This is a genomic window from Paenibacillus baekrokdamisoli (assembly GCF_003945345.1).
Classification (GTDB): Bacteria; Bacillota; Bacilli; order Paenibacillales; family Paenibacillaceae; genus Paenibacillus_Z; species Paenibacillus_Z baekrokdamisoli.
In genome coordinates this window covers 4,157,472-4,179,719 of record NZ_AP019308.1, presented here as the reverse complement: position 1 = coordinate 4,179,719, position 22,248 = coordinate 4,157,472, and the positions used below count along the sequence as shown (strand labels likewise).

Annotated in this window: 20 protein-coding genes; 16 read left to right on the top strand and 4 right to left on the bottom strand. The window is 44.6% G+C overall.

Features of this window, described 5'->3' with window-relative positions; genetic code table 11:
* The first annotated feature begins 135 nt into the window (after positions 1-135).
* The 12 genes from EKN16_RS18535 to EKN16_RS18480 all read left to right on the top strand — a co-directional run bounded on the left by EKN16_RS18535 (position 136) and on the right by EKN16_RS18480 (position 13,505).
* Entirely contained in the window at positions 136-861 is a 726-nt protein-coding gene (locus tag EKN16_RS18535; RefSeq protein ID WP_125660443.1) for a GGDEF domain-containing protein, read from the top strand.
* On the top strand, positions 854-1,855 hold the full coding sequence (locus EKN16_RS18530) for an HD-GYP domain-containing protein (protein ID WP_125660440.1): 1,002 nt from the start codon (positions 854-856) through the stop codon (positions 1,853-1,855). The genes EKN16_RS18535 and EKN16_RS18530 overlap by 8 nt, the downstream gene beginning before the upstream one ends.
* A 181-nt stretch (positions 1,856-2,036) precedes the next feature.
* Positions 2,037-3,134, top strand: a complete 1,098-nt coding sequence (locus tag EKN16_RS18525) for an ABC transporter permease (RefSeq protein WP_125660437.1) — start codon at positions 2,037-2,039, stop codon at positions 3,132-3,134.
* A complete protein-coding gene (locus tag EKN16_RS18520; RefSeq protein ID WP_125660434.1) occupies positions 3,131-3,862 on the top strand; it encodes an ABC transporter ATP-binding protein in 732 nt (243 codons plus the stop codon). The genes EKN16_RS18525 and EKN16_RS18520 overlap by 4 nt, the downstream gene beginning before the upstream one ends.
* Before the next feature lie 241 nt (positions 3,863-4,103).
* Positions 4,104-5,018: an ornithine carbamoyltransferase gene (locus EKN16_RS18515; protein ID WP_125660431.1), complete on the top strand. Its 915-nt coding sequence runs from the start codon at positions 4,104-4,106 to the stop codon at positions 5,016-5,018.
* 261 nt (positions 5,019-5,279) lie between these two features.
* Positions 5,280-5,957 carry a GntR family transcriptional regulator gene (locus tag EKN16_RS18510; RefSeq protein ID WP_125660429.1) on the top strand — a complete coding sequence of 226 codons (678 nt, stop codon included), beginning with the start codon at positions 5,280-5,282 and terminating at the stop codon, positions 5,955-5,957.
* A 393-nt stretch (positions 5,958-6,350) separates the two neighbouring features.
* On the top strand, positions 6,351-6,977 hold the full coding sequence (locus EKN16_RS33775) for an ABC transporter permease subunit (protein WP_375782094.1): 627 nt from the start codon (positions 6,351-6,353) through the stop codon (positions 6,975-6,977).
* A 34-nt stretch (positions 6,978-7,011) separates the two neighbouring features.
* Positions 7,012-7,884 carry a carbohydrate ABC transporter permease gene (locus EKN16_RS18500; RefSeq protein ID WP_125666401.1) on the top strand — a complete coding sequence of 291 codons (873 nt, stop codon included), beginning with the start codon at positions 7,012-7,014 and terminating at the stop codon, positions 7,882-7,884.
* Positions 7,885-7,936: 52 nt separating this feature from the next.
* Positions 7,937-9,490, top strand: coding sequence for an extracellular solute-binding protein (locus EKN16_RS18495; protein WP_125660426.1), 1,554 nt, complete (start codon positions 7,937-7,939; stop codon positions 9,488-9,490).
* An 87-nt stretch (positions 9,491-9,577) separates the two neighbouring features.
* Complete coding sequence (gene dgoD / locus EKN16_RS18490; protein ID WP_125660423.1) at positions 9,578-10,738, top strand: galactonate dehydratase; 1,161 nt, start codon at positions 9,578-9,580, stop codon at positions 10,736-10,738.
* A 31-nt stretch (positions 10,739-10,769) separates the two neighbouring features.
* Positions 10,770-11,522: an SDR family NAD(P)-dependent oxidoreductase gene (locus tag EKN16_RS18485; protein ID WP_125660420.1), complete on the top strand. Its 753-nt coding sequence runs from the start codon at positions 10,770-10,772 to the stop codon at positions 11,520-11,522.
* 21 nt (positions 11,523-11,543) lie between these two features.
* Positions 11,544-13,505 (top strand): DUF6259 domain-containing protein, encoded by a 1,962-nt coding sequence (locus tag EKN16_RS18480; protein WP_164522869.1) that lies wholly within the window; start codon positions 11,544-11,546, stop codon positions 13,503-13,505.
* A 70-nt stretch (positions 13,506-13,575) separates the two neighbouring features.
* Here EKN16_RS18480 and EKN16_RS18475 read toward each other — a convergent pair whose 3' ends face one another.
* On the bottom strand, positions 13,576-14,649 hold the full coding sequence (locus EKN16_RS18475; protein WP_125660416.1) for an LLM class flavin-dependent oxidoreductase: 1,074 nt from the start codon (positions 14,647-14,649) through the stop codon (positions 13,576-13,578).
* A 150-nt stretch (positions 14,650-14,799) separates the two neighbouring features.
* Positions 14,800-15,969 carry an MFS transporter gene (locus EKN16_RS18470; protein WP_232016559.1) on the bottom strand — a complete coding sequence of 390 codons (1,170 nt, stop codon included), beginning with the start codon at positions 15,967-15,969 and terminating at the stop codon, positions 14,800-14,802.
* A 359-nt stretch (positions 15,970-16,328) separates the two neighbouring features.
* On the opposite strand from EKN16_RS18470, the gene EKN16_RS18465 reads away from it, so the two are divergent.
* Entirely contained in the window at positions 16,329-16,910 is a 582-nt protein-coding gene (locus tag EKN16_RS18465; protein ID WP_125660412.1) for a TetR/AcrR family transcriptional regulator, read from the top strand.
* A 148-nt stretch (positions 16,911-17,058) separates the two neighbouring features.
* Here the strand turns inward: EKN16_RS18465 and EKN16_RS18460 are convergent, their stop codons facing one another.
* A complete protein-coding gene (locus EKN16_RS18460) occupies positions 17,059-18,834 on the bottom strand; it encodes a sensor histidine kinase (protein WP_125660410.1) in 1,776 nt (591 codons plus the stop codon).
* A gap of 1 nt (position 18,835) precedes the next feature.
* Positions 18,836-19,546: a response regulator transcription factor gene (locus EKN16_RS18455; protein WP_125660408.1), complete on the bottom strand. Its 711-nt coding sequence runs from the start codon at positions 19,544-19,546 to the stop codon at positions 18,836-18,838.
* Between the two features lie 193 nt (positions 19,547-19,739).
* On the opposite strand from EKN16_RS18455, the gene EKN16_RS18450 reads away from it, so the two are divergent.
* From EKN16_RS18450 to EKN16_RS18440, 3 genes are all read left to right on the top strand, one after another.
* Positions 19,740-20,768 (top strand): M23 family metallopeptidase, encoded by a 1,029-nt coding sequence (locus tag EKN16_RS18450; RefSeq protein WP_164522868.1) that lies wholly within the window; start codon positions 19,740-19,742, stop codon positions 20,766-20,768.
* A 21-nt stretch (positions 20,769-20,789) separates the two neighbouring features.
* Positions 20,790-21,818, top strand: a complete 1,029-nt coding sequence (locus EKN16_RS18445) for a M23 family metallopeptidase (protein ID WP_125660404.1) — start codon at positions 20,790-20,792, stop codon at positions 21,816-21,818.
* A gap of 140 nt (positions 21,819-21,958) precedes the next feature.
* Positions 21,959-22,162, top strand: a complete 204-nt coding sequence (locus tag EKN16_RS18440) for a helix-turn-helix transcriptional regulator (protein WP_125660402.1) — start codon at positions 21,959-21,961, stop codon at positions 22,160-22,162.
* Positions 22,163-22,248: the final 86 nt, after the last annotated feature.

Below are 22,248 nucleotides of genomic sequence, written 5' to 3'. Positions count from 1 at the left end.
GGGGATTTTTTTATATGCAGCACACCGTTAGAATTACAAATATACAACGAATAATCTCGAAAATTGTCAGCCATGAAATAAGAAAAGCTAGGGCTCAGATCCTAATTCATGAATATAAGAGGGGTGCAATAACAAATGAAACATACGGGGCGCATGATATCCCTGTTGATCGTTGTCATAAGTTTGCTCGGGTTCCTTCTCTATACCAATATCGCCCATGATTACTTGGATGTGACTGCTGTATTTGTCTCAGCCTTCTACTTATTCTTAGGATGGTGGCTCGGTAAACATTACGACAAGGTCAAATTCCTTTCTGAAAAGGATGTATTGACGGGAAGCTACAACCGCCGATTCATAATGGATCTATTCCCAAAATTGAAGCGCATTTCGGATAGAAAAGCGCAGAAGCTTATCATTTTCCTTATTGATGTAGATGATTTCAAATCAATCAATGATCATTATGACCATGCAACGGGTGATCAGGTGCTGCAGCTGATTGCAAGCACACTTAAGAAGTCATTCCGAGATTCGGACTATATCGTTAGGTGGGGCGGCGATGAATTTGTCGGTATTTTACCTTGCGTAGAGCAATCAGGAATGAACGGATTACAAACCCGCCTCCACAATGAATTAAATAAATTATCGAATACGATTTCAGTGCCCGTTTCTGTGTCAGTGGGTTACGCAACTTATCCAGATGAAGGTGTGGAATTGAATGATCTTATTAAGATTGCCGACAGAAAAATGTACAGCGACAAGTGCAACAAGAATAATAAACAGATAATTGGAAGTTTAAAAAATAATGGAATCGATACCGAAATGGATGATTTCGGGGTTTATTGGAGGGTGAGGAATGGATAGCTTCTTTGGTAGGAAAGTCAAAAGTGATATCACAAATTTGAACGGGTTGTCCTTAATCCCTGCACATACAACGCTTTATCAGGAACATCTTACCTTATTAAAAAATCATTCCATTGATCTCTATTCTATAGTATTCGTATCGGAAGATGAAGACGGATATGAGCAATCCATTAAACAGGTTGTTAATACGTCGAAGGAACTGTTTCAGTCGATTCGAACTTCTGGAAAGATTCCATTGCTGGATATACAGAAGAACATTCTTCCCGCTGTTCAGCAAGCTTCTGAGCAGGCAAATGTATTTCAATTATTTGAAGCTGTGAAGGCAACGGACGAGTATACGTATCAGCATAATATTGGGGTTGGCATATTATCGACTCTAATTGGCAGATGGCTGCATTTAACGGAATCAGAAATTGCTATTCTTTCCCTAGCAGCTACCTTGCATGATATTGGAAAAGTGAAGGTACCCATTGAAATATTGAATAAGCCAGGTAAGTTAACGGATGATGAATTTGCGCTGATAAAAAAGCACACGGTTTATGGATATGAGCTATTGAAGGATACGATTGGTATAGACCAACGGATTCCACTAGTAGCCCTTCAGCATCATGAGCGAAATGATGGCAAAGGCTATCCCTTAGGGCTAAAAGAGGGGAAAATCGAGTTCTTCAGCAGAATTGTAGCAGTTGCCGATATTTTTCATGCCATGTCTTCTAAGCGTCCGTATCACGATCCCCTTCCATTCCATGAAATCGTGGGCCAAATGAGGAGAGGGATTTTTGGAGAGCTTGATCCGAGCATTGTTTCTGTGTTTCTAGCTAACATCGTGAAGAGAATGGTTGGTGAGAATGTGGTCCTTACGGATGGGAGAGTAGGGGAAGTTGTTTCACTGAATCCTCATAACATTGAGACCCCATTCATTAAAGTTAACGAAGAATTTATAGATTTAAGTAAACGAAATGATATTCAGATCAAAGAGATACGTATTGATTAGTGGGAGACTAGATACTCATTGTTGAGCCGCCCATATGAAAGTCGAAGCTTGAGCCGATAGTTGGCTTAAGCTTTTTGCATTATGCGTAAGTTAGCTGACTTTGTAATGAGTCATTCACACTCCATTCATATTACAAACGTAAATTAGACCTATCAACAAAATGAATGGAGATGATTGAATTATGTTTCTAGCGATGCGCGAATTGAAATATGCGAAAGGTCGTTATTTTTTAATCGGATTAATTATGGTTCTTGTTGCATGGTTAACTTTTATCGTGTCTGGATTAGCCAGCGGGCTTTCCTCAGATAATGCGTCAATCTTGAAGGATATGAATGCCGATTACTTTGTCTTACAGGCAGATTCGGACCATAAACTGACGCGATCTACGCTAGCTATAGAGAAGTTAGATGAAGTTCGCAAACTAGATAGAGCTATACAAGCCGAGCCGCTTGCTCAAACAATGTTGTCTGTTTATCAGAATGATTCGAAGAAAAAGATGGATATCGCTCTTTTTGGAGTCGACCCCAAGGGGACGCTCATGCCCAGCATCACAGAAGGCAAGCTTATGAGTGCTGACAACGAAGTGGTCCTTGACTCATCGCTTAAAGAAAAAGGCATTCAATTAGGCGATACGCTGGGTGATAAGGAGTTAGGAATCGAATGGAAGGTCGTTGGTTTCACGAAGAATCAGAAATTCAGCCATACGCCGGTAGCATTTATGAATATGGATCATTATGAAAATCTTATGAAAACATCCTTCGGGAAAAAAACGGCTTCCTATAGTTCGATTGTCGTTACAACAAGCAGTCTTACTAAGGACTCCCTGCAAAAGAGCTTATCTGATGTAGAAGTCATTACGAAGAAAGAGGCCGTACAAGGCATTCCGGGCTTCAAAGAGGAACAAGGCTCCTTGACGATGATGATTGCGTTCTTGATTGTCATTGCAGCCTTTATACAAGCGGTATTCTTCTATGTCATCACCCTGCAGAAAATTAGCCAGTTCGGTGTGCTAAAGGCAATCGGAGCGAAGACATCCTATCTTGCAGTAAATTTAGTCGGACAAGTATTACTTCTTGCGATCGTAGCTGTTGCCATAAGTATTGGACTTACCTTTGGTGTGAGTGCGATCCTGCCGGAGAGTATGCCATTTGAATTAGGCTCAGATGTATTGTCTCAATATTCGGGTCTGCTTATTCTAGTGTCGATTGTCGGCGCATTGTTGTCTTTGAATCGGATCGCAAAAGTGGATGCCATTGAAGCCATTGGGAGGGTTGAATGATGAAGGATAAACTAATTCTTGAGAATGTGAATAAAATTTATGGAGAAGGCGAGACAGCTGTTACGGCGTTACAAAAAGTTTCGTTAAACGTTAAAGAGGGGGAGTTTGTTGCCGTTGTTGGCCCCTCTGGCTCTGGTAAAAGCACGTTTCTCTCCATTGCGGGAGCCCTGCTTTCTCCTTCAAGTGGACGTATTTTAATTAATCAGAAGGATATAACGAATCTCTCTTCACGTGAAATGAGTGCGGTTAGAGTGAAAAATCTGGGCTTCATTTTCCAAGCCTCCAATCTTGTTCCGTATTTGAAAGTGTTGGATCAGCTGTTACTCGTGTCAAAATTAGCGGGTAAAGGCGGAAAAGAAGCGGAACAGAAGGCTAAAGCGTTACTGGAGCAGGTAGGATTACTGCAGCGAATGAACTACTATCCAGAAAAGCTCTCTGGTGGTGAGCGTCAAAGGGTGGCAATTGCTCGAGCATTCATGAATGATCCAGGCGTTATTCTTGCCGACGAGCCTACAGCCAGCCTTGATTCTAAACGGGGTAGAGCGGTTGTAGAGTTAATCGCATCAGAGGTGAAGCAAAGAGGGAAGGCTGCTGTGATGGTTACCCATGATGAGCGTGTTTTAGATTTATGCGATCGTATTGTGACGATTAAGGATGGGATGCTGTATGAGGAACAAGAGAACCATACCTTCGAGGCCAAAAAGCTTGACACAGTTGCATTTAAATAAAGAGAAGGGCTGCCGATTTAGGTAGCCTTTCTCTTTATTTGCGTCCTTCTGTGGAAAACGAACTTCCTAGCAAGCTAAAGCATGGTGCGTAGAAGCACGCTACGCAGACAGATCATTCTTAAGGGTCGCTTTTGTTTCGTGTTGGCGACTTGATACGGTGTACAAATAACCCCTTTTACGTTATTATGAATATAAATTCATAATAACGCATAAATATTCATAAAATAAAAAGGGGGATACAATGAATCATCTATTATCATTGAAAGAATTTAACAAGGATACTCTTCACTCTATCGTCCAAAAGGGAATTGAGATTAAGAATAGTCCAGAAAAATTTTATCATGCATCCGAAAGAAAAGGTCTCCTCATGCTTTTTCAGAAAACATCCACTAGAACAAACTTATCTTTTCAGTCTGCAATCAATCAAATGGGTGGGTACTCGGTTGCGATGGATTGGGACTCCAGTAACTTCAGTATTTCACCCATTCAATATGAAGCTCAATATGTATCAAGGAACTGTGATGTGATCATGGCGAGATTGAAGAACCATTCCGATCTACTTGAATTAGCTAAATACGCCAAAGTTCCAGTAATCAATGGATGTTGCGATAAATATCATCCTTGCCAAGCGTTAGCAGACTTGATGACCATTTATGAAGCAGCAGGAACATTCTCGGGGATAACCCTTACTTATGTTGGAATTCTTAACAATGTAGCAAATTCCTTGATTGCAGGGTGTACATCATTAGGTATCAAGCTTCTCTTAGTGACTCCTATTATTAACGCCCCCTCGTGGGATGAAGAACTGATGCAGACTGCATTCAGAAGCGGATGTGTGGAGAACGTAAGTAGTCTATCTGAGGCTGTTTCGAAGTCTGATTTTGTTTATACGGACGCGTGGGTTGATATGGAATTTCTTCACGAGAGTCATTATGAAGGTGAGAAAAAACGAAGAATTGAGCAGATGCTGCCCTTTCAATTGAATAGGAAGAACCTCAATGGGTATTCCCCTTACATCATGCATGATATGCCTATCCATCCCGGATTCGAAATTGAAGAGGAGCTAATCGAATCAGAACGATCCGTTATCTATCAACAAGCGGAGAACAGGATGCATGCTCAAAAGTCTTTGCTATTATATTTGCTCAATCATTAGAAGCAAATGACTTATATGTGGAGCTACCAGCTCCATAGAAACAAGCATAATCAGTACAGCTGACTAGCTGTCTGATTATGCTTGTTTTGTTAAATCAATTTTTTTCTCGAACTTCGGATGAATAGCAGTCCGTTTTTGAATGGTAAGCTATTCTTTTGATATTTGATATTTGATACAATATCAAAAAAACGCTTGCAGGGTTAATCTGGATATGATATTGTATCAAATATCAAATAAATAAGTTTAACAGGAGAGAAGAGTATGGATGTAATACCGGAATCAGCATTAAATGAAACGACTTACTCACGGGTTTGTGATAAATTGCGCGGAGATATTTTATCGGGTGTATTTAAACCAGGCGTACGCTTGCGAATCGTCGATTTATCCACTCGTTACGGCGTCAGTCAGATGCCGATTCGGGAAGCGCTTCAGCAGCTTCAAGGAGAAGGGCTCGTTAGCCTGCTGCCTCATAAAGGAGCAAGCGTACGTGAGGTGAATGAGAAGTTTGTGTCTGACATGTACGATATCCGAATGGCGATTGAAACGATGTTAGTTCGCAATGGCGTACCTTTCATGAAGGAAAGCGATTACAACAGACTTGTCAGCATTGAAGAGCAATACGAGAAGGCATCCTCGGAAGGGGAGCTGTTGTTATGCCTGAAGCTTAATGAAAGCTTTCATAAAATTATCAATAACTTAGCGCAAAATGACGAAGCGATTCGTATTATTGATCGGCATTGGGGACTCATTGACAGCATGCGCCAAATATTTGGTTCGAACAGGGGGATCGATATTGCGAACGATCATCGGATGCTGCTGGAGGCTTTGAAAAATAGAGATGCGGAAGCTGCCGCAAACATTACCAGAGATCACGTTATCAAGGCCAAAGAGGATTTGATTGCGAGAATCAAAGCAACGGGGAAAAAAACGAATAGCTAGATGTTGCTTTCGCCAATAAAATAAAGCGCTTACAGGAAAAAGGGAGGGGACGTCTTGCGCGATCAAACAGTGACGAATCTGAAGGTGTCTGCAAAGTCACTAGAGTGGAGAAGAAAATTGTCCCAGATCCGGAAAGACAAGCTGTTATATTTCATGGCTATACCAGGGATTTTGTTCTTTCTTGTGTTCCATTACATTCCGATGTATGGCATTTTGCTTGCTTTTAAAAAATACAACATTTACCAAGGTTTTTTCGCCAGTGAATGGATTGGGCTGGAAAATTTCAAAAATTTGTTCGGTATGTACGGATTCGACAGAGCCTTGAAAAATACCATCATCATTTCTTTATACCAACTGGTATTTGCATTTCCGGTTCCCATTATTTTGGCTATTATGCTGAATGAAATCCGGCGTGAATTATATAAGAGATTCGTTCAAACTGCTATTTATTTGCCTCATTTTGTGTCTTGGATTATTATTTCAGGAATTTTGTTTGCCATCTTCTCTCCATCCACCGGAGTAATAAAAGAAATCGCTGATTTTTTCGGGTATGAAGGTTCGACCGTCAACCTGCTGAGCAGCAAGGAATATTTCCGCAGCCTGCTTGTCGTATCGAATATCTGGAAGGAGGCGGGCTTTGGTACGGTTCTTTATCTCGCTACCATTGCTACGATTGATCAGCAGATGTACGAGGCGGCTAAAGTGGATGGCGCGAAGAAATGGCAGCAAATTTGGCATATTACGCTGCCGGGTTTGCGGACAACGATTGTCATTCTGCTTATTTTCCGTATGGGAAGCTTGCTCAATGCCGGTCTGGATCAAGTGTTCGCTCTCTACAACCCACAGGTTTACGAGGTTAGCGAAATTTTAGACACGTACATCTTCAAACTGGCTTTTCAGGAAGCGAAATACGATTTGGCTACGGCATCAGGTTTGTTCAAATCACTCATTTGTCTAGTACTTGTTTTATTTACAAACTTTATTGCGAAAAAAATTGATAAAGAAAGCGGTTTGATGTAACCGCATTCATGCAAAGGAGGATCACCTGGTGAGAATGTCGACGGGAGAACGTATAGGGCAATTCAGTTTGAATGTCGGTGTGCTGCTGCTATCCATCGTTACCCTGTATCCGTTTTGGTATGTGCTGATGTATTCGCTGAGCGATCCGAAGCTGGCTATGGGTGGAGGGCTGTTTATTTGGATGAAAGGTTTTTCTCTAACTTCATATGAGCTGTTGCTTCATAGCAAAGGGATCTTTCACGCCTATGGAAACTCTATTTTTCGCTTAGTTGTAGGGACTGCGATCAATATTGTGTTTACCGCCATGTTGGCTTATCCCCTATCCATTCGAAGATTTGTGGGAAGAAACTTCATTACACTCCTGATTTTTTTCACGATGCTGTTCAGCGGCGGTATGATCCCAAGTTACTTGGTTGTCAAAGAACTCGGTTTGATCGATTCCATATGGTCGCTCATTATTCCAGGCGCTATCAGTGCATGGAACCTGATCATCATGAAAAATTACTTTCAGAGTTTACCCGTCGAGCTCGAAGAATCAGCAAATATTGATGGAGCCACTCCGATGCGTATTTTATTCTCGATAGTCCTGCCCGTATCGGGTCCCGTTATCGCCGCAATCGCTTTATTTTACGGAGTAGCCCATTGGAACTCGTATTTTGATGCTATTCTTTACATCAACTCCGATGCCAAACAAGTCCTTCAAGTGTTTTTGCGAACGATGCTGCAGAGCAGCTCGTTACAGCAGGTCCAAGGGACGGATAACTTTGCTGCCTCAATCGGATTGGTCACTGAAGAATCGGTCAAAATGGCTACTGTTGTTGCTTCCGTGATTCCGATGCTGATCGTGTATCCGTTCTTGCAAAAATATTACGTCAAAGGCGTAATGGTAGGATCCATCAAAGGTTAGATTTTGAAGAGCGAAAGCTCTCAAAATAGATACATTCATAGGGGGTACTTATATGTTGAAGTTAAAGAAGACAGTCATTATGACACTAATCGCCGGGATGACGATTAGTATGGTCGCTTGCTCTAGCGGAGAGACCACAGGCAAAGAAGGCAATAAACCAGGTGAAAGCAATAAAACAGGTGAAAGCAATAAACCCGCAGAACCGGTAACGGTACGAATTTTGATCGACAAGACGACTAACTTTCCTGAAGATAACACGGTAGTCCAGGAAATCCGCAAAAGAACGGGTGTGAATGTCCAGTTTTTGACTGTGGATTCTCCGGACTTGGAAACGAAACTAAATACGATGATCGCGTCAAATGATATGCCCGATGCATTCCTGAACCCGAATAAAGCGAAAATCAAAGATCTGGTTAGTAATCAAGTGATTATTCCTATGGATGATTTAATGAAGACCTATGGGAAAAACATTACGGACAACAAGGGTTCCATATTAAAAGGCGCTGCTCAAGTGGATGGCAAAGTGTACGGCATTCCGCGTGGTTGGGGATTCGGAAACGCTTTGACCATTCGTAAAGACTGGCTGGATAAATTGAAGCTGCCCGTTCCAAAGACGATCGATGAATACTATACGGTGTTGCAAGCATTCGCCAATCAGGATCCTGACGGCAACGGTAAAAAAGATACGATCGGCGTTGGTGCTTACTTTGCGGGAGGAAAAGAGAGCGATGTATACAGTACGTTTGCTCATATCTTTGCGGCTTACGGCGTTCCGGTCGGAAGGGGCAAGCTGATTGACGGGAAAGTGATACCTTGGCTATTGCAGCCCGGATTCATGGATGGAATCAAGTTCCTGAATAAATTGTATAAAGAAGGCTTGGTGGATCCCGAGTTTACCACGATTTCTAATTTGAAGGAATTTGAGAAGTTATGGAACGGAAAGATGGGGACGTTTGAATTCACCCCGAACGGGACTACGCAAAACTGGCTGACCCGTTACGTGGAGGATCCAAAACCGCAATTTGAGTTTACCGTTATTAAGGGCCCGAACAATCAAGGCGGCACCCAGCGTTTATACCTTGAGGATTCCGGTCCATGGATGCATATCAGCAAAGCCTCCAAGCATCCGGAAGAAGTCATGAAGGTGTTGGATTTCTTGATCAGCGATGAAGGTGACAAATTGACCTGGGCAGGGATCGAAAACAAGCATTACAAAATGGAGAACGGAAAATTCGAGTGGATCAAACCATACGACGATGCCGCTAGCTTGCGAAATGAGGGCGGATTCGCCTACAACGGCGTGATGAATCGAATCAATGGCTTTTCGGTTCAATTGTTGAACGATCAAACAAAAGCTGGCTTGAAGCTTTCAGCAGACAATACGATCGAAGACGCTTATCTTTATGATATTCCGGAAGTCGAGCGCAATAGTGGAAAAATTCTGCAGGACATTACGAAGGAAGGCTTTACTTCGTTGATCGTATCTAAAGGCGATCTCGACAAAGAATACGAGTCGTTCAAGACTAAATATTTGGACGCGGGTGGTCAGCAGTGGATTGAACAAGCCACAGAAATTTATAAAAAGGAAAATCCGGATAAGAAGTAGAGTGAATACCAATCATCACGCGATCCTTTGGATCGCGTGATGATTTTAAACAAAGAAAATATGATAAGGTTTCTTAGGGGTGTGCAGATGAAAATAACTGGTGTGAATACGTTCGTCGTCGATTGTTACCGTACGAACTTCGTGTTCGTCAAAATTTACACAGATGAAGGTATTTCAGGGGTTGGCGAAGCAACGCTGGAGTATAAAGAGAACGCTGTAACTGGGGCAATAGAAGATTTGAAACGTTATCTTATCGGTAAAAGCCCGCTTGATATCGAAGCGCATTATCACAATATATACCGTGATGCCTACTGGCGAGGCGGTGCTGTTCTGATGTCCGCGCTTAGTGCAGTGGAGATGGCGTTGTGGGACATTAACGGCAAATCGTTGGGCGTTCCCGTTCACAGGCTGCTTGGGGGCAAGGTTCACGAGAAGGTGAAGGTGTATGCCAATGGGTGGTTTGCCGGCGCCACCTGCGTCGAGGATTTTGGTGTAAAAGCCAAGGAAGCGGTGAAGCGAGGTTTCAAGGGATTGAAGTGGGATCCGTTCGGCAAAGCGTACATGACCCTCTCGAACGAGGAACTGGATAAGGCCCTCGAATGCATTGGAGTTGTGAGAGAGGCAGTCGGTTATGACGTGGATCTGTTCATTGAAGGGCATGGCCGGTTTAATGTACCTACAGCGATCAAGATCGCCAAGGAGATTGAGGCTTTCAAGCCGGTGTGGTTCGAAGAACCGGTTCCACCAGATAATTTGGACGCCATGCTAGATGTAAGGCAGAAATCTCCGGTGGCCATCGCAGGTGGGGAAAGATTGTTTACTCGGCAAGCGTTCTGTGAAGTGTTTAAGAAACGAGCGCTGGACTATGTTCAACCGGATATCAGTCATGCCGGAGGCATTATGGAATGCCGCAAAATTGCTGCAATGGCGGAGGCGAACTATATTCCATTCGCCCCGCACAATCCAAGCGGTCCGGTAGCTAACGCCGCTACATTGCAATTGGCCGCATGCACGCCTAACTTTTTTTATCTGGAAATTATGGCAAGCGATGTGCCGTGGCGAAAAGAGATTACGGACGAGCAGTTGCATTTCGAAGATGGATTTATGACGATCCCGGATAAACCGGGATTAGGCATAGAATTGAATGAAGACGCAGCAATCCAACATCCTTATGTCCCGCATGATTTGCGGCATTATAATGGGCAACTCATTCAAATTCGCCCTCCGGCTGCCGAGCCCTATTTTTGAGTCCTATAAGAAACCGGGGTGAAGAAGCGTTATGTTTGATTTATCTGGAAAGGTGGTCCTGGTTACGGGGTCATCGCAAGGTCTCGGACGCGGGATGATCTTAGGCATGGCTGAAGCCGGTGCTAATGTGATTATTAACGCTATTGATGTCAATGAAAGAGCACTTCTGCTTGTTGAGCAGGTCAAGGCGATAGGGCGGGAGGCCATTGCGATCCAAGCTGATGTCAGCCAAGAAGAGGATGTCCAAAGATTGTTTCATATGGCGGTAGAGAAGTATGGCCGTCTCGATATACTGGTCAACAATGCCGGCACTTCCAGAGCGGAAACGATAGCTGAAACGTCGCTGCAAAGTTGGAATGAAATCATCAACAACAACTTGACGAGCACGTTCTTATGTTCCAAGTATGCCATGGATATCATGATGCCGCAAAAAAGCGGAAGGATTATTTCCATCAGTTCGGTCGTTGGACACCAGGGTGCATTGTATGGCCATGTTCACTACGCTGCTAGTAAAAGCGGACAGATCGGTTTCACGAAAACGCTCGCTCGCACGGCTGCTCCTTATGGCATTACCGTAAACGCGATTGCTCCAGGCATTATCGAAACTGAATTATTGCTTCAAACGCATGGGGATGAGAAGGTAAACAAGTTAACAGAATCCGTCCCTCTAGGCTTAGGGAAGCTTGAAGACGTTGCGGCTGCGGCGGTATTCCTGGCCAGTGATGAAGCCAGGTACATTACCGGAGTTATCCTGGATGTGAACGGCGGTCTTTATTTAAGATAAGGAAAGGACAGAGTGGGGAAAATGACTCTTTCAATTAAGGCAGGACAATTACAGTTTGCTGTTGATCCGCAGGGACGGTCCGTGAGTTGGTCGGCGGAGGGACTTCTATTACAAGAGAGTGCAGGGGCGGATTTCTGGAGAGTTCAACTCGACGACGGCGAGTTTCGCGACATGTCCGTTCGTTCAAGCCTTCAGAGCGGGATCGTAACCGAAATTGAGGGTGGATTGGCTATCCAATATAATCAGCTCGAAGCAGAGGACGGTAATACCTATCCAGTCTTGTTTCGCGTGCAGATCCTCGTAGTTGGAGAACAATTGCACTTCTCCTACAAGGTAACCAATCAAAGCGAGGTACGAGTCAATGAGGTCAAACTTCCATTCGTAGATGTATCCGTTGTTGCGGATGAACAGCGCTCTCGCGATGTTCTGTACCGCAGTGAGGGGCATGGACACCGACTTGCAGATCCTTGGACGGCAATTGACAGGGCTCATAGTGAATACATGTCCAGCGATAACCATGAGGTTTGGCTCGACATGACCTATCCGAGTTTCGGCAGCATGGCTTGGTTCGGTGTGCAGAGCGGTTCGCATTTCCTCTATGTAGGTCGGCATGATGATAACTTCACTACTTGTGTGTTGGCCGCAGGAATAGGTCCGCGCAACAGCGATCCGCGTCTCGTTCTAGCCGTTTCACAGTTCCCCTTGGTGCAAGGAGGAGAAGAAGTTTCATCCCCAACCTCTGTAGTAGCGTTCGTTCCCGGGGATTGGCGGAAGGGCTCGGCCATTTACAGGCAATGGGCGGATGGTTGGTTCAGCGAACCGCAGAAACCCGAATGGGTACAAGAGCTTCGAGGATGGCAGCGAATTATCATGAAGCATCAGTTCGGCAAAATTTACTTCCGTTATGAAGATTTACCGCGAGTCTACGAGGAAGGCAAGGCGGTCGGGGTTGAAATGATTCTGCTCTTCGGTTGGTGGAAGGGCGGCTTCGATAACGGTTATCCCGTATATGAGCCGGATCCTGCCCTTGGCGGAGAAGAAGGGCTTAAAGCAGCGATTGCGGAAGTGCAGCGTCGGGGGGGACGTGTTGCTCTTTACACAAATGGCGTACTGATCGATGTAAACTCAGACTATTACAAGGAAACCGGGCACCGGATTTGCCGCAAAAATATTGATGGTGTGGAGTACAGGGAGCATTATAAATTCAACAATGACGGCATGCTGCTGCGAAATTTTGGCTACAAAAGCTTTGTCTCTGCCTGTCAGGCTACTGATGAATGGAATAAGCAGCTTATCCAGATCGGTCAACAAAAACTGAGCTACAATCCGGACTCCATTTTCTACGATCAGATTGCAGGACATTTTCCTCATCTCTGTTTCGATGCCTCACATGATCATGGAAATCGGGGGGATAACGAGACGGTTTGGCGTCGGCGCAATTTGCAGCAATTGCGTGAATTATGCAAGGAGGACAAAGCTTTCGGCTCTGAATTCGTTGTCGATTGCTATGCGCCGCTTCTGGATTTCCATCATAGCTGCGGGTATGCCAGCTTCAAGGACGATGACTCGTTCCCCGAGCTTTATCGGCAGACGTTCCCGGAGACGATTATGTCCAATCGGTTCATTCATGATGAGAGAAGCGACTTTAAACGGCAGCTTCACTTCGCTTTTGTGTATGGATATCGCTTTGACATTTCCATTTACCGCTGTCGGGCAACAGTGACTGCGGCTGAGGCCTATGCAAGCCATATCAAGGAATTGATCGCCTTACGCGACCGCTACTCCGAATTTTTCTATCACGGCACCTTTTCACTGGATACCGACATGGAGCTGCCTGAGGGAATCATCAAGACGGAATACATTCATAATGCGAGAAGACTCTTCGTATTCTGGAATGATTCCGCTGAGGAGAAGCTTATTTCTTTCCAAAACCAAACGATTCGTTTGGGGGCCAATGAATTACAATGTGAGATTGTGGAATAAATAGTTGGTAAGAGGGGACAACAAGGCTGCTCTGTGTTCAAGTCGGCACGGAGCAACCTTGTTGTTTTTCTCACAAATTGAATGATGATCCTATTTCCGTCTCAGCTTCCCACTTGGCTATTTCCTCCCGAACCCGGGGCGCTACCTCTGTTCCTAGCAGCTCAATGGCTCTCATCACCTCGGCATGCGGCATAGTGCTTAACGGTACGTACATCATAAATCGTGTAACGCCTACATTTTTGCGAAGGTGAATGATCTTTTGGGCAACAGTCTCCGGATCGCCAACATACAGTGCACCTTCAAAGCTGCGCGCGGCATCGAAGCTAGAACGGTCATAATGCGCCCATCCCCTCTCCTTTCCGAGTTTATTCATGCCTGCCTGGGTAGAAGGGAAAAATGTATCTGCCGCTAGTTCAGTATTCTCAGCAATATATCCTATCGAATGCGCCCCAACCTTAAGCCGCGATTCGTCATGACCAGCGTGCGCTGCCGCTTTCTTATAAAGCTGCACGAGCGGTGCAAAATCCGTCGGTTTTCCACCAATTATCGCCAGCATCAGTGGCAGTCCTAGCAGACCTGCACGGATAGCAGACTCCTGATTGCCCCCGCTGCCAATCCATATCGGTAAAGAATAGGCAGCGGGCCGTGGATACACGCCCAAATTGTTAATCGCTGGCCGATGCCCGCCCTTCCAGGTTACTTTTTCGGATCCCCGTATTTTAAGGAGCAATTCCAAATGTTCTTCAAACAGCTCATCATAGTCATTCAAATCATAGCCAAACAGTGGAAAAGATTCTATAAAGGAACCACGACCGGCCATAATCTCCGCACGTCCATTTGAAATGCCATCGAGCGTAGCAAAATCCTGAAAAACGCGCACCGGATCAGCTGAAGAGAGCACCGTCACTGCACTGGTCAACTGAATCCGTTTCGTCTGCGATGCAGCCGCGGACAGCACAACTGCTGGTGAAGATGCCGCATAATCCTTCCGATGATGCTCACCTACGCCAAACACATCAAGTCCCACTTGATCGGCAAGGACAATTTCCTCGACAACTTCACGCAATCGCTGTGCGTGACTCATCACTTCACCTGTCTGAACATCCGGCTTTGTTTCTACAAACGAAGTAATACCTATCTCCACGGTCAATCTCTCCTATTCTAATAGCTTTCTCTGTAAACAGCTTTGAACTATTATTCGGTTCTTTTCAAGCAGATTGATCTGTAGCTCAGATTAATGCTGCTGAATCTGTATATCCTCATATCCGTATATCTGTATATCATAGGACACAATTTATTTTAATGCGGCAGCCGTAGCGCGGCTGGTCATTGCCCAAAACAGAAGAGCTAAAGCACTAACAGAGGCCCCGAGCCAGCATACCCCGTCCCATCCATAGTGTGCATAGATATGGGTCGAAGCAATTGAACCGGTAGCACTGCCGATAGAATAGAAAACCATGTACCCGGCGGTGAGCCGACTACGCGCCTCCGTACTCAATGCGAAGATCATACTTTGATTAGTGACATGCACGGCCTGCACCGCCAAGTCAAGAAGAACAATGCCAATGACCAATGCGAACAGCGACTGTTCGGTATAGCTGATTAGCAACCATGATATCAACAATAGGATCAAAGCTATGCCCGTCGTTCTCTGTCCGTAACCTCGATCAGCTAGCCTCCCCGCTCGTGCTGCAGCTAACGCTCCGGCAACTCCTGCGAGACCAAACGCCCCAATTGCAGTGTGCGAAAGCGATAATGGCGGCGCGCTAAGAGGAAGTACTAGTGAAGTCCACAAAATACTGAAAGCAGTAAAAATCAGCATAGCCAGAATAGCGCGGATACGCAATACTCGTTCTTGTGCGAACAACATAAACACCGACCTAAGCAGCTGGGGATAGGACAGTGATTTTACCTCACGCTCAACATTTGGCAGCACCCTAAATAATACACAAACCATAAGAAGCATCAATGCAGCAGAGACCAGATATACGGAACGCCAACCCGCAAGATCTGTTAATATCCCTGAAATGGTTCGCGCAAGAAGTATGCCAATTACAATTCCGCTTGTTACCATGCCAACGACACGTCCTCGTTCGGCAGGGGCAGCCATTGTCGCCGCGAACGCCACAATAGTCTGCGTCACAACGGCAAGCAGTCCCACCAAAGCCATACCTGCGAATAGAACCGCGCTGGAGGAGGCAGTGCCAACTATAACCAGAGCTATCGTGGATAATAACATCTGACCGATAATCAATCGGCGCTGGTTCAGTAAATCTCCAAGCGGCACCAGCAGCAACAGTCCCAATGCATAAAAGATCTGAGTGATGGTAATGAGAATGCCAATGATTGAATAGTCAATATTGAACTCACTCGACAGATTATCAAGTAGTGGTTGTGCGAAGTAGATATTGGCAACAGACATCCCGCAGGCAGCCGCAAACAATAGTGTCACATAACGAAACATGGAAGAACTATGAACGGAATCAGACGTGATGAGCGTCCCCTGTGACGAATTCGCCTTTGTATCGGCATTGACTGCTACTTTTACTTTAACCTTCTCCATTTTGTACTCCCCCCATTTCCATTAAATTTAAATACCGATAGATATAACGTACTGATCAGTACGTTATAAATCCCAGTAAATATAACTCACAGAAACGATTACTGTCAACCAATATATTAGATTTAACTTGCCTATAACTAATATGTGATCTTCCCTTGTTAGGTTAAACTAACCTGCATTTGACAAAATAAACGGCTAATTATAAAATTATAATATACTGTTTGGTACGTAACTAGAGGCAGTAAAGAGAGGTATTGTTTATGGGACGAACCCGCGAATTTGACGAAGAAAAAGTATTAGATGCAGCTATGCAACTATTTTGGGAGAAGGGATATGAAGCTACCTCATTAAGCGATTTAACTTCGAGAATGGGAATTCAACGACCCAGTATATACTCAGCCTTTGGAGACAAAAAAGAATTGTTCGAAGCTGCGCTGCGCAAATACACGATGTCCCGTGCTTCTGATGCCCGAACCAGACTTCAAAACAATCCATCTGTAAAAGAAGCATTTCGCACTTTTTTTGAAGATGTGGTTGCTGAGGAATATACAGAAAGTCGCAGTCGAGGATGCTTCTGCATCAATACAATGGTCGAACTTGCGCCTCATGATGAGAAATTTGAAATTCTTACAAGGGAACATCAAATGTACCTATCGGTCATATTTCAAGAAACCATTGAACGAGGTATACATTCAGGTGAGCTAGAGACCGTTGTAGACGCGAAGGCTTTATCACAGTCGCTAATCGTATCGTTAATTGGTCTAACTGTAATGATGAAGTCTCGTCCAAAGCGATCATTTGTTGATAATACGATAAAAGTGATACTTACATTGCTTAATTAATAGGGCGAGCATTAGACGAGCGTCCATATAACTTCACGGGGTCTCGGGCAGCGCATTGAACATAAAATAAGACGACCTCCCATGAATTTAGGGGGGCCGTCTCTTGGCAGCATACATGAATTGTTTTTCAATTGTGGGAGTCGGGTTTTTATAATTCTGCCGCTCTGAAAATCAATGAAATTGTCGTCCCAGTTCCCGGTTGACTTTGCACTTCGATCTGTCCCTGATGTTGAATCACAAGCTGCTTGGAAATCGCCATACCGAGTCCAGTGCCTTGCATTAATTCATCCGTATTGGTGCCGCGATAGTAGCGCTCGAATAGCAGCTGCTTCGTTTCTTCATCGATGCCTACCCCGTTATCTTGTATCCGGATTACAAAATGCGAACCGTTATCCTTAACCATAGAAACGTTGATCCACGTGCCTTCAGGATTATGGAGGGCAGCGTTGGCTAGCAGATTCTCCAGCACACGTCTGAAGTATTTGGCATCTATCGGATAGATAATCGATGGTTCCGAAGCTGTAAAATGAATCGGAACGTTGGCGAATTGAGGATGGTGCTTCCACTTTTGTATCGTTTGCTCGATGAATTCATTCATGTTTGTTGGGATAAATTCAAACGCAAAGGCTTCGTTTTTCAACCGGTACGTTAAGGTTAAATCGTTAATCATTTCATCCATATAAGAGGATTTCTCACGCATAATGGCAGCAAATTCGCGAATTTCTGCTTGCGACCATTCATACGTTCTCGATTCCATTAAATGTGCGTACCCCAATATGGAAGAAAGCGGCGTCTTCATATCATGCGATACGCCTGCAATCCAGTCTTCTCTTGTTGTCTCCAGCTGCTTGCGAATATGCTCGTTCTTTTGCAGTGTCCCGGTTAAATGCGCCAAGGATTCAATCATCTCGGAATGTGCACGGAATCTTCCTTTTAAACGCCCAGATCGTTTACGGCTAAAAGGTAACCCCTTCGGGTTACGCCCCGTAGGTTCATGTAATTCGCCCTTAGCCAAATGATGCAGCCAATCAATCATATGCAGAATAGGTGTACCAAATCGATGACCATACCAAAGCGCCAGAAGCAAGAAGAGAAGAAGAACCATCACAAGCAAAGCAGCAGCATTCCAGATAAATACATTAATAATTCCTTTATACGTATCGCCATTGGCCGATGAAGCCGCCGATGAGGACAGTGGAGCATGAATGATCCAGGTATTGCCCGACTCGGTATCATAAACCGTAAATAATTGCATGCCATAGCGTTCCGGATATTGGCTGCGCAGCATTAAATCCTGAACGCTATAATGGTCTGGTGCTTCGTCCTCTTCGTTCGTTTTTCCGTAACCCCCGAGAACCTTCCCATTGCCGTCCAGCACTTCGATCCAACCGTGAGTATCATTGAGCTCTTGCTTGAAGGTCCCGTTCACTTCAATCTTGCCCGCTCTCCATGTCACTTGCTGCAGCAAATTTCTTTTGAGCTTGGGAATATCATTCTTTACCCCGTATAAAAGTGTATAGCTTTGTCCATCAAGCTCTTGGATCCATGCATATAGCCCGTAAGGGAAATCCTTCTCTGCTTTCCAATAGCTCATCAGCTCACCAGGATTGTACCGTCCTGGTACATCAGCTGGCGTATTGTAGGCGGCAGTAGCCTCTCCATCTTTACCAATGACCTGCAGCCAGCCCCCCTGCTTGCGCACCTGAGCAAGCAGTTTCGGATCGAATTGTATCTTACCGTCATGTTCCGTAATGGAGTCCGCGAGCACAGGCAAGCCGGACTTAATGAAGTCCGATTCTTGATCTAGTCGCTCCAGCTTCACAATGGTCAAAGTAAATGTTCCTAAAATAAGAACCAATAGAAGAAGGCCGACAAACAGCAATTGCCTAATATATTGAAAGATAAACCTTTTCTTGACGTTCATCTCATTGATCCTCTGATCTTTGCACAAGTTTGTAACCTAAGCCGCGCGCCGTAATCAAATATATCGGCTCACTGGGACTTGGTTCAATGCGCTCGCGAATACGATGGATATGAACCATGACTGTATTGTCGTCACTAAGACTTTGCTCGCCCCATACATGCTCATACAGCTGTTTTTTACTGAATACCCGGTTGGGATTCTGACAAAAAAACAAGAGGAGCTGAAATACCTGAGCGGGACAATCGACCGTGACATCATTCACTCGAAGCTCTCCGGCATATTCGTCTACTTGAAACGTTCTGAAAGTGTGGATCCGGTTCTTACTGGGAACTGCGGCAGCTTTGTGGTACCGACGCAGCTGTGCCCTGACACGCGCAATCACTTCTAGCGGATTGAATGGCTTCGTAATATAATCATCGCCACCGACGGCAAATCCGGTCAATTTATCAAAATCGCTCATTCGAGCTGTTAAGAAAAGGATGGGGGCATCCGTTGTTTGTCGAATCCATGGACAGATCTCGAAGCCGCTTTGCTTCGGCAGCATAACGTCCAGCAGGATGAGGTCATACTTCGTCGTTTGGCAGGCTAATACGGCCTGTTCTCCTGTTGCGGCTGTATCGACGAATGGGAATCCCTCTTTATTTAACACGGTTTTCAGTAGTTTAAGAATGGATGATTCATCATCCACAATAAGAATCTTCGATTGATTCATCTCTTCCTTATCTCCCTATTACATAGCATGAATTTAATATACCATTTGTTTTTTTCCAGCAGCACAATAAAATCTTAACGGAGCCTTAATTTACAATCTCCAGATTAATACAATCATAAGATCTCGTTTCGCAGGTGATAAACTTCATCGCTTACACTCATTTATGAAACCCCATATAAAGGAGAGGAAATCGATGAACAATATCATTAGCAAAAGAAATCTATTGCTGTTGAGTCTCGCTGGCACACTGACTGTGAGCTCACTCGTTGCATCGGCTTCGGCTGAATCCGCCAAGCCTGAGGCAGGATCAGTAAGCTCTGTCTCGAAATCAGCAGCAGTAAATGATTCGCAATCCCAAACTTCTGCCTTCAAGCCGGACCAACTGTTAAGGCTGCTGCAACAAGAGAAATATGAACGTATTTATGGACAGATAGGAGCCGCATACAAGAAGGTTTACTCGCTTAAGGATTTCAAGAAACAAGCCAGCCTTTACCACAAGAACGCCACCTCCTATAAACTGGTGAGTCATGTGACTCTAAACAATGCCAACTACTATGCTTGGACGGCCCCCAAAGGGGAAAAAACGATACAAGTTCAGTTTGACAGCAAGAACAAGATAGAGGTCATCTTATTTAGTAAGCTGCAAAAGTATCCTCAGACGGACGCGAAGCGTACCCAAACGACATTTCAGCTTCCTTTTCAAGGGAAATGGTTTGTCTTTTGGGGGGGAGCGAATGAACTAATCAATTATCATTACGGGGCCGAGCAGCAGCGTTATGCGTATGACATCATTATGGTGAAAAATGGATTCACCTATAAGGGCGATGCCACCAAAAATGAAAGCTACTTTGCTTTCGGTCAGCCAATACTAGCTGCCGCAGCAGGCAAAGTCGTGAAAATCGTCAATGACGTCCATGACAATAAGCCTGTCGGTACCGAGAATAAGGAGCAGATAGCTGGGAACCATGTCATTATCGATCATGGTAATGGAGAGTTCAGCTACTACGCCCATCTGCAAAAAGGATCGATCAGCGTCAAAGTCGGCGACGAAGTGAAAGCCGGAGATAAGCTGGGCAAATGCGGCAACTCGGGTAATTCCAGCGAGCCGCATCTTCATTTCCAGGTTGCAAATAGTGCGGATCTGTTCACTACGAAGTCGCTGCGCGTTCACTGGAAGGACGCCGATGATTATGAGCAAGGTACATTTATAAAAGCGCCCTAAGAAGCCAAAGGGAGAGAAGAAATGGAGAACAATCGTAGAACGAAACGGAATATCATGCTGCTAAGCCTAATTTGCGCAGTTGCCGCCAGTTCAGTCACTGCATACGCAGGAGCCTCAGGAGCCTCCAAGACCTCAGGTTCCCAAACAAGCACCAGCACTTCCGTGAAAAAGGAGAAAACACCACAAATGACAGTCTTTGCACCGGACCAATTGCCCAGGCTTCTGAAGCAAGAAAAGTATGATCGTATCTATCCGCAATTGAGTCCTGCCTTCAAAAAACAAATCTCGTTAGAGGATTTGAAGAAAATAGGCATTCCATTCCATAAAGGAACTGCCTCCTATACATTGCTATCACTGCTGCCCGAGAATGATTTTAAGAGATATGCGTGGCTGGATAGTAAGAGTGGAAAAGGCGTAGAAGCCATTTTCGATAGTAAAAACGTTATTCATAGTATGCTTTTCAAAACGATACAAAAATTCCCGGAGACGGATGCACAGCGTACGAAAACGACGTTCGAGCATCCCTTTCACGGAAATTGGTTTACCATTTGGGGCGGAACGAATGCACTAGTCAATTATCATTACGACTATGAGAGCCAGCGCTATGCGTATGACATTATTAGGAGGGATAAAGGCAGCAGCTATAAAGGTGATGCTGCAAAAAATGAAAGCTATTATGCTTTCGGCCAACCGATCGTGGCGGCAGCTGCAGGTAAAGTCGTTCTAGTCGTCAATGACATTAAAGATAACGTACCTGTCGGTGCAATGGATGAAAAACATCCCGCTGGAAACCATGTCGTTATTGATCATGGCAACGGAGAGTTCAGCTATTACGCCCATCTACAAAAAGGTTCGATTAGTGTCAAAGTTGGTGACGAAGTTAAGGCAGGAGATGCCCTCGGAAAATGCGGTAACTCAGGGAATTCCAGTGAAGCCCATCTTCACTTTCAAGTTTCCGACGGTGCAGATCTGTTTACTTCCAAATCGATACGTGTCCAGTGGAAAGACGCGGACGAATATGTACAAGGTACAACAATTAAGGCGCCCTAATGGGAGCCTCAGGCTGTCGAGAAACCTCGACAGTCATTTTTTTGCTCACTTTGTTTAATCAATTATCGCGCTAACTTGATATAATATAATTGACTAATATATTGTACAAACTAAAAATATATTGTACAAACTAAAAATATATTGTACAAATTGCTAGGGTTGAACGAGGAGATTTGACCCAAGAAGAACTGGCGGACTTAATTGGTGCTAGCCGGCAGCCCATCTGCTTAATCGAGTCTGGAAAGTATAATCCGACTATTAAGCTTTGTCTTGCGCTAAGTAAGGCACTTAACAAAAAACTGGATGATTTATTTTGGATAGAAGGAGATGATGGCAATGATTAAACCGCGGAGGATTGACGACGAGCGAGTGATTTTTGCAAGGAATGAAGGGGCTATGGTAACCAAGAAGCTGCTAATAAATTTATTTT

Bases quoted from the DNA above. Each gene is read 5' to 3' on its own strand.
- EKN16_RS18460 (WP_125660410.1), bottom strand. From the start codon at position 18,834: ATGAACGTCAAGAAAAGGTTTATCTTTCAATATATTAGGCAATTGCTG.
- EKN16_RS18470 (WP_232016559.1), bottom strand. From the start codon at position 15,969: ATGTTTCGTTATGTGACACTATTGTTTGCGGCTGCCTGCGGGATGTCT.
- EKN16_RS18520 (WP_125660434.1), top strand. From the start codon at position 3,131: ATGATGAAGGATAAACTAATTCTTGAGAATGTGAATAAAATTTATGGA.
- EKN16_RS18480 (WP_164522869.1), top strand. From the start codon at position 11,544: ATGACTCTTTCAATTAAGGCAGGACAATTACAGTTTGCTGTTGATCCG.
- dgoD (WP_125660423.1), top strand. From the start codon at position 9,578: ATGAAAATAACTGGTGTGAATACGTTCGTCGTCGATTGTTACCGTACG.
- EKN16_RS18515 (WP_125660431.1), top strand. From the start codon at position 4,104: ATGAATCATCTATTATCATTGAAAGAATTTAACAAGGATACTCTTCAC.
- EKN16_RS18530 (WP_125660440.1), top strand. From the start codon at position 854: ATGGATAGCTTCTTTGGTAGGAAAGTCAAAAGTGATATCACAAATTTG.
- EKN16_RS18450 (WP_164522868.1), top strand. From the start codon at position 19,740: ATGAACAATATCATTAGCAAAAGAAATCTATTGCTGTTGAGTCTCGCT.
- EKN16_RS18525 (WP_125660437.1), top strand. From the start codon at position 2,037: ATGTTTCTAGCGATGCGCGAATTGAAATATGCGAAAGGTCGTTATTTT.
- EKN16_RS18510 (WP_125660429.1), top strand. From the start codon at position 5,280: ATGGATGTAATACCGGAATCAGCATTAAATGAAACGACTTACTCACGG.
- EKN16_RS18535 (WP_125660443.1), top strand. From the start codon at position 136: ATGAAACATACGGGGCGCATGATATCCCTGTTGATCGTTGTCATAAGT.
- EKN16_RS18455 (WP_125660408.1), bottom strand. From the start codon at position 19,546: ATGAATCAATCGAAGATTCTTATTGTGGATGATGAATCATCCATTCTT.
- EKN16_RS18445 (WP_125660404.1), top strand. From the start codon at position 20,790: ATGGAGAACAATCGTAGAACGAAACGGAATATCATGCTGCTAAGCCTA.
- EKN16_RS18495 (WP_125660426.1), top strand. From the start codon at position 7,937: ATGTTGAAGTTAAAGAAGACAGTCATTATGACACTAATCGCCGGGATG.
- EKN16_RS18465 (WP_125660412.1), top strand. From the start codon at position 16,329: ATGGGACGAACCCGCGAATTTGACGAAGAAAAAGTATTAGATGCAGCT.
- EKN16_RS18485 (WP_125660420.1), top strand. From the start codon at position 10,770: ATGTTTGATTTATCTGGAAAGGTGGTCCTGGTTACGGGGTCATCGCAA.
- EKN16_RS33775 (WP_375782094.1), top strand. From the start codon at position 6,351: ATGCTGAATGAAATCCGGCGTGAATTATATAAGAGATTCGTTCAAACT.
- EKN16_RS18500 (WP_125666401.1), top strand. From the start codon at position 7,012: ATGTCGACGGGAGAACGTATAGGGCAATTCAGTTTGAATGTCGGTGTG.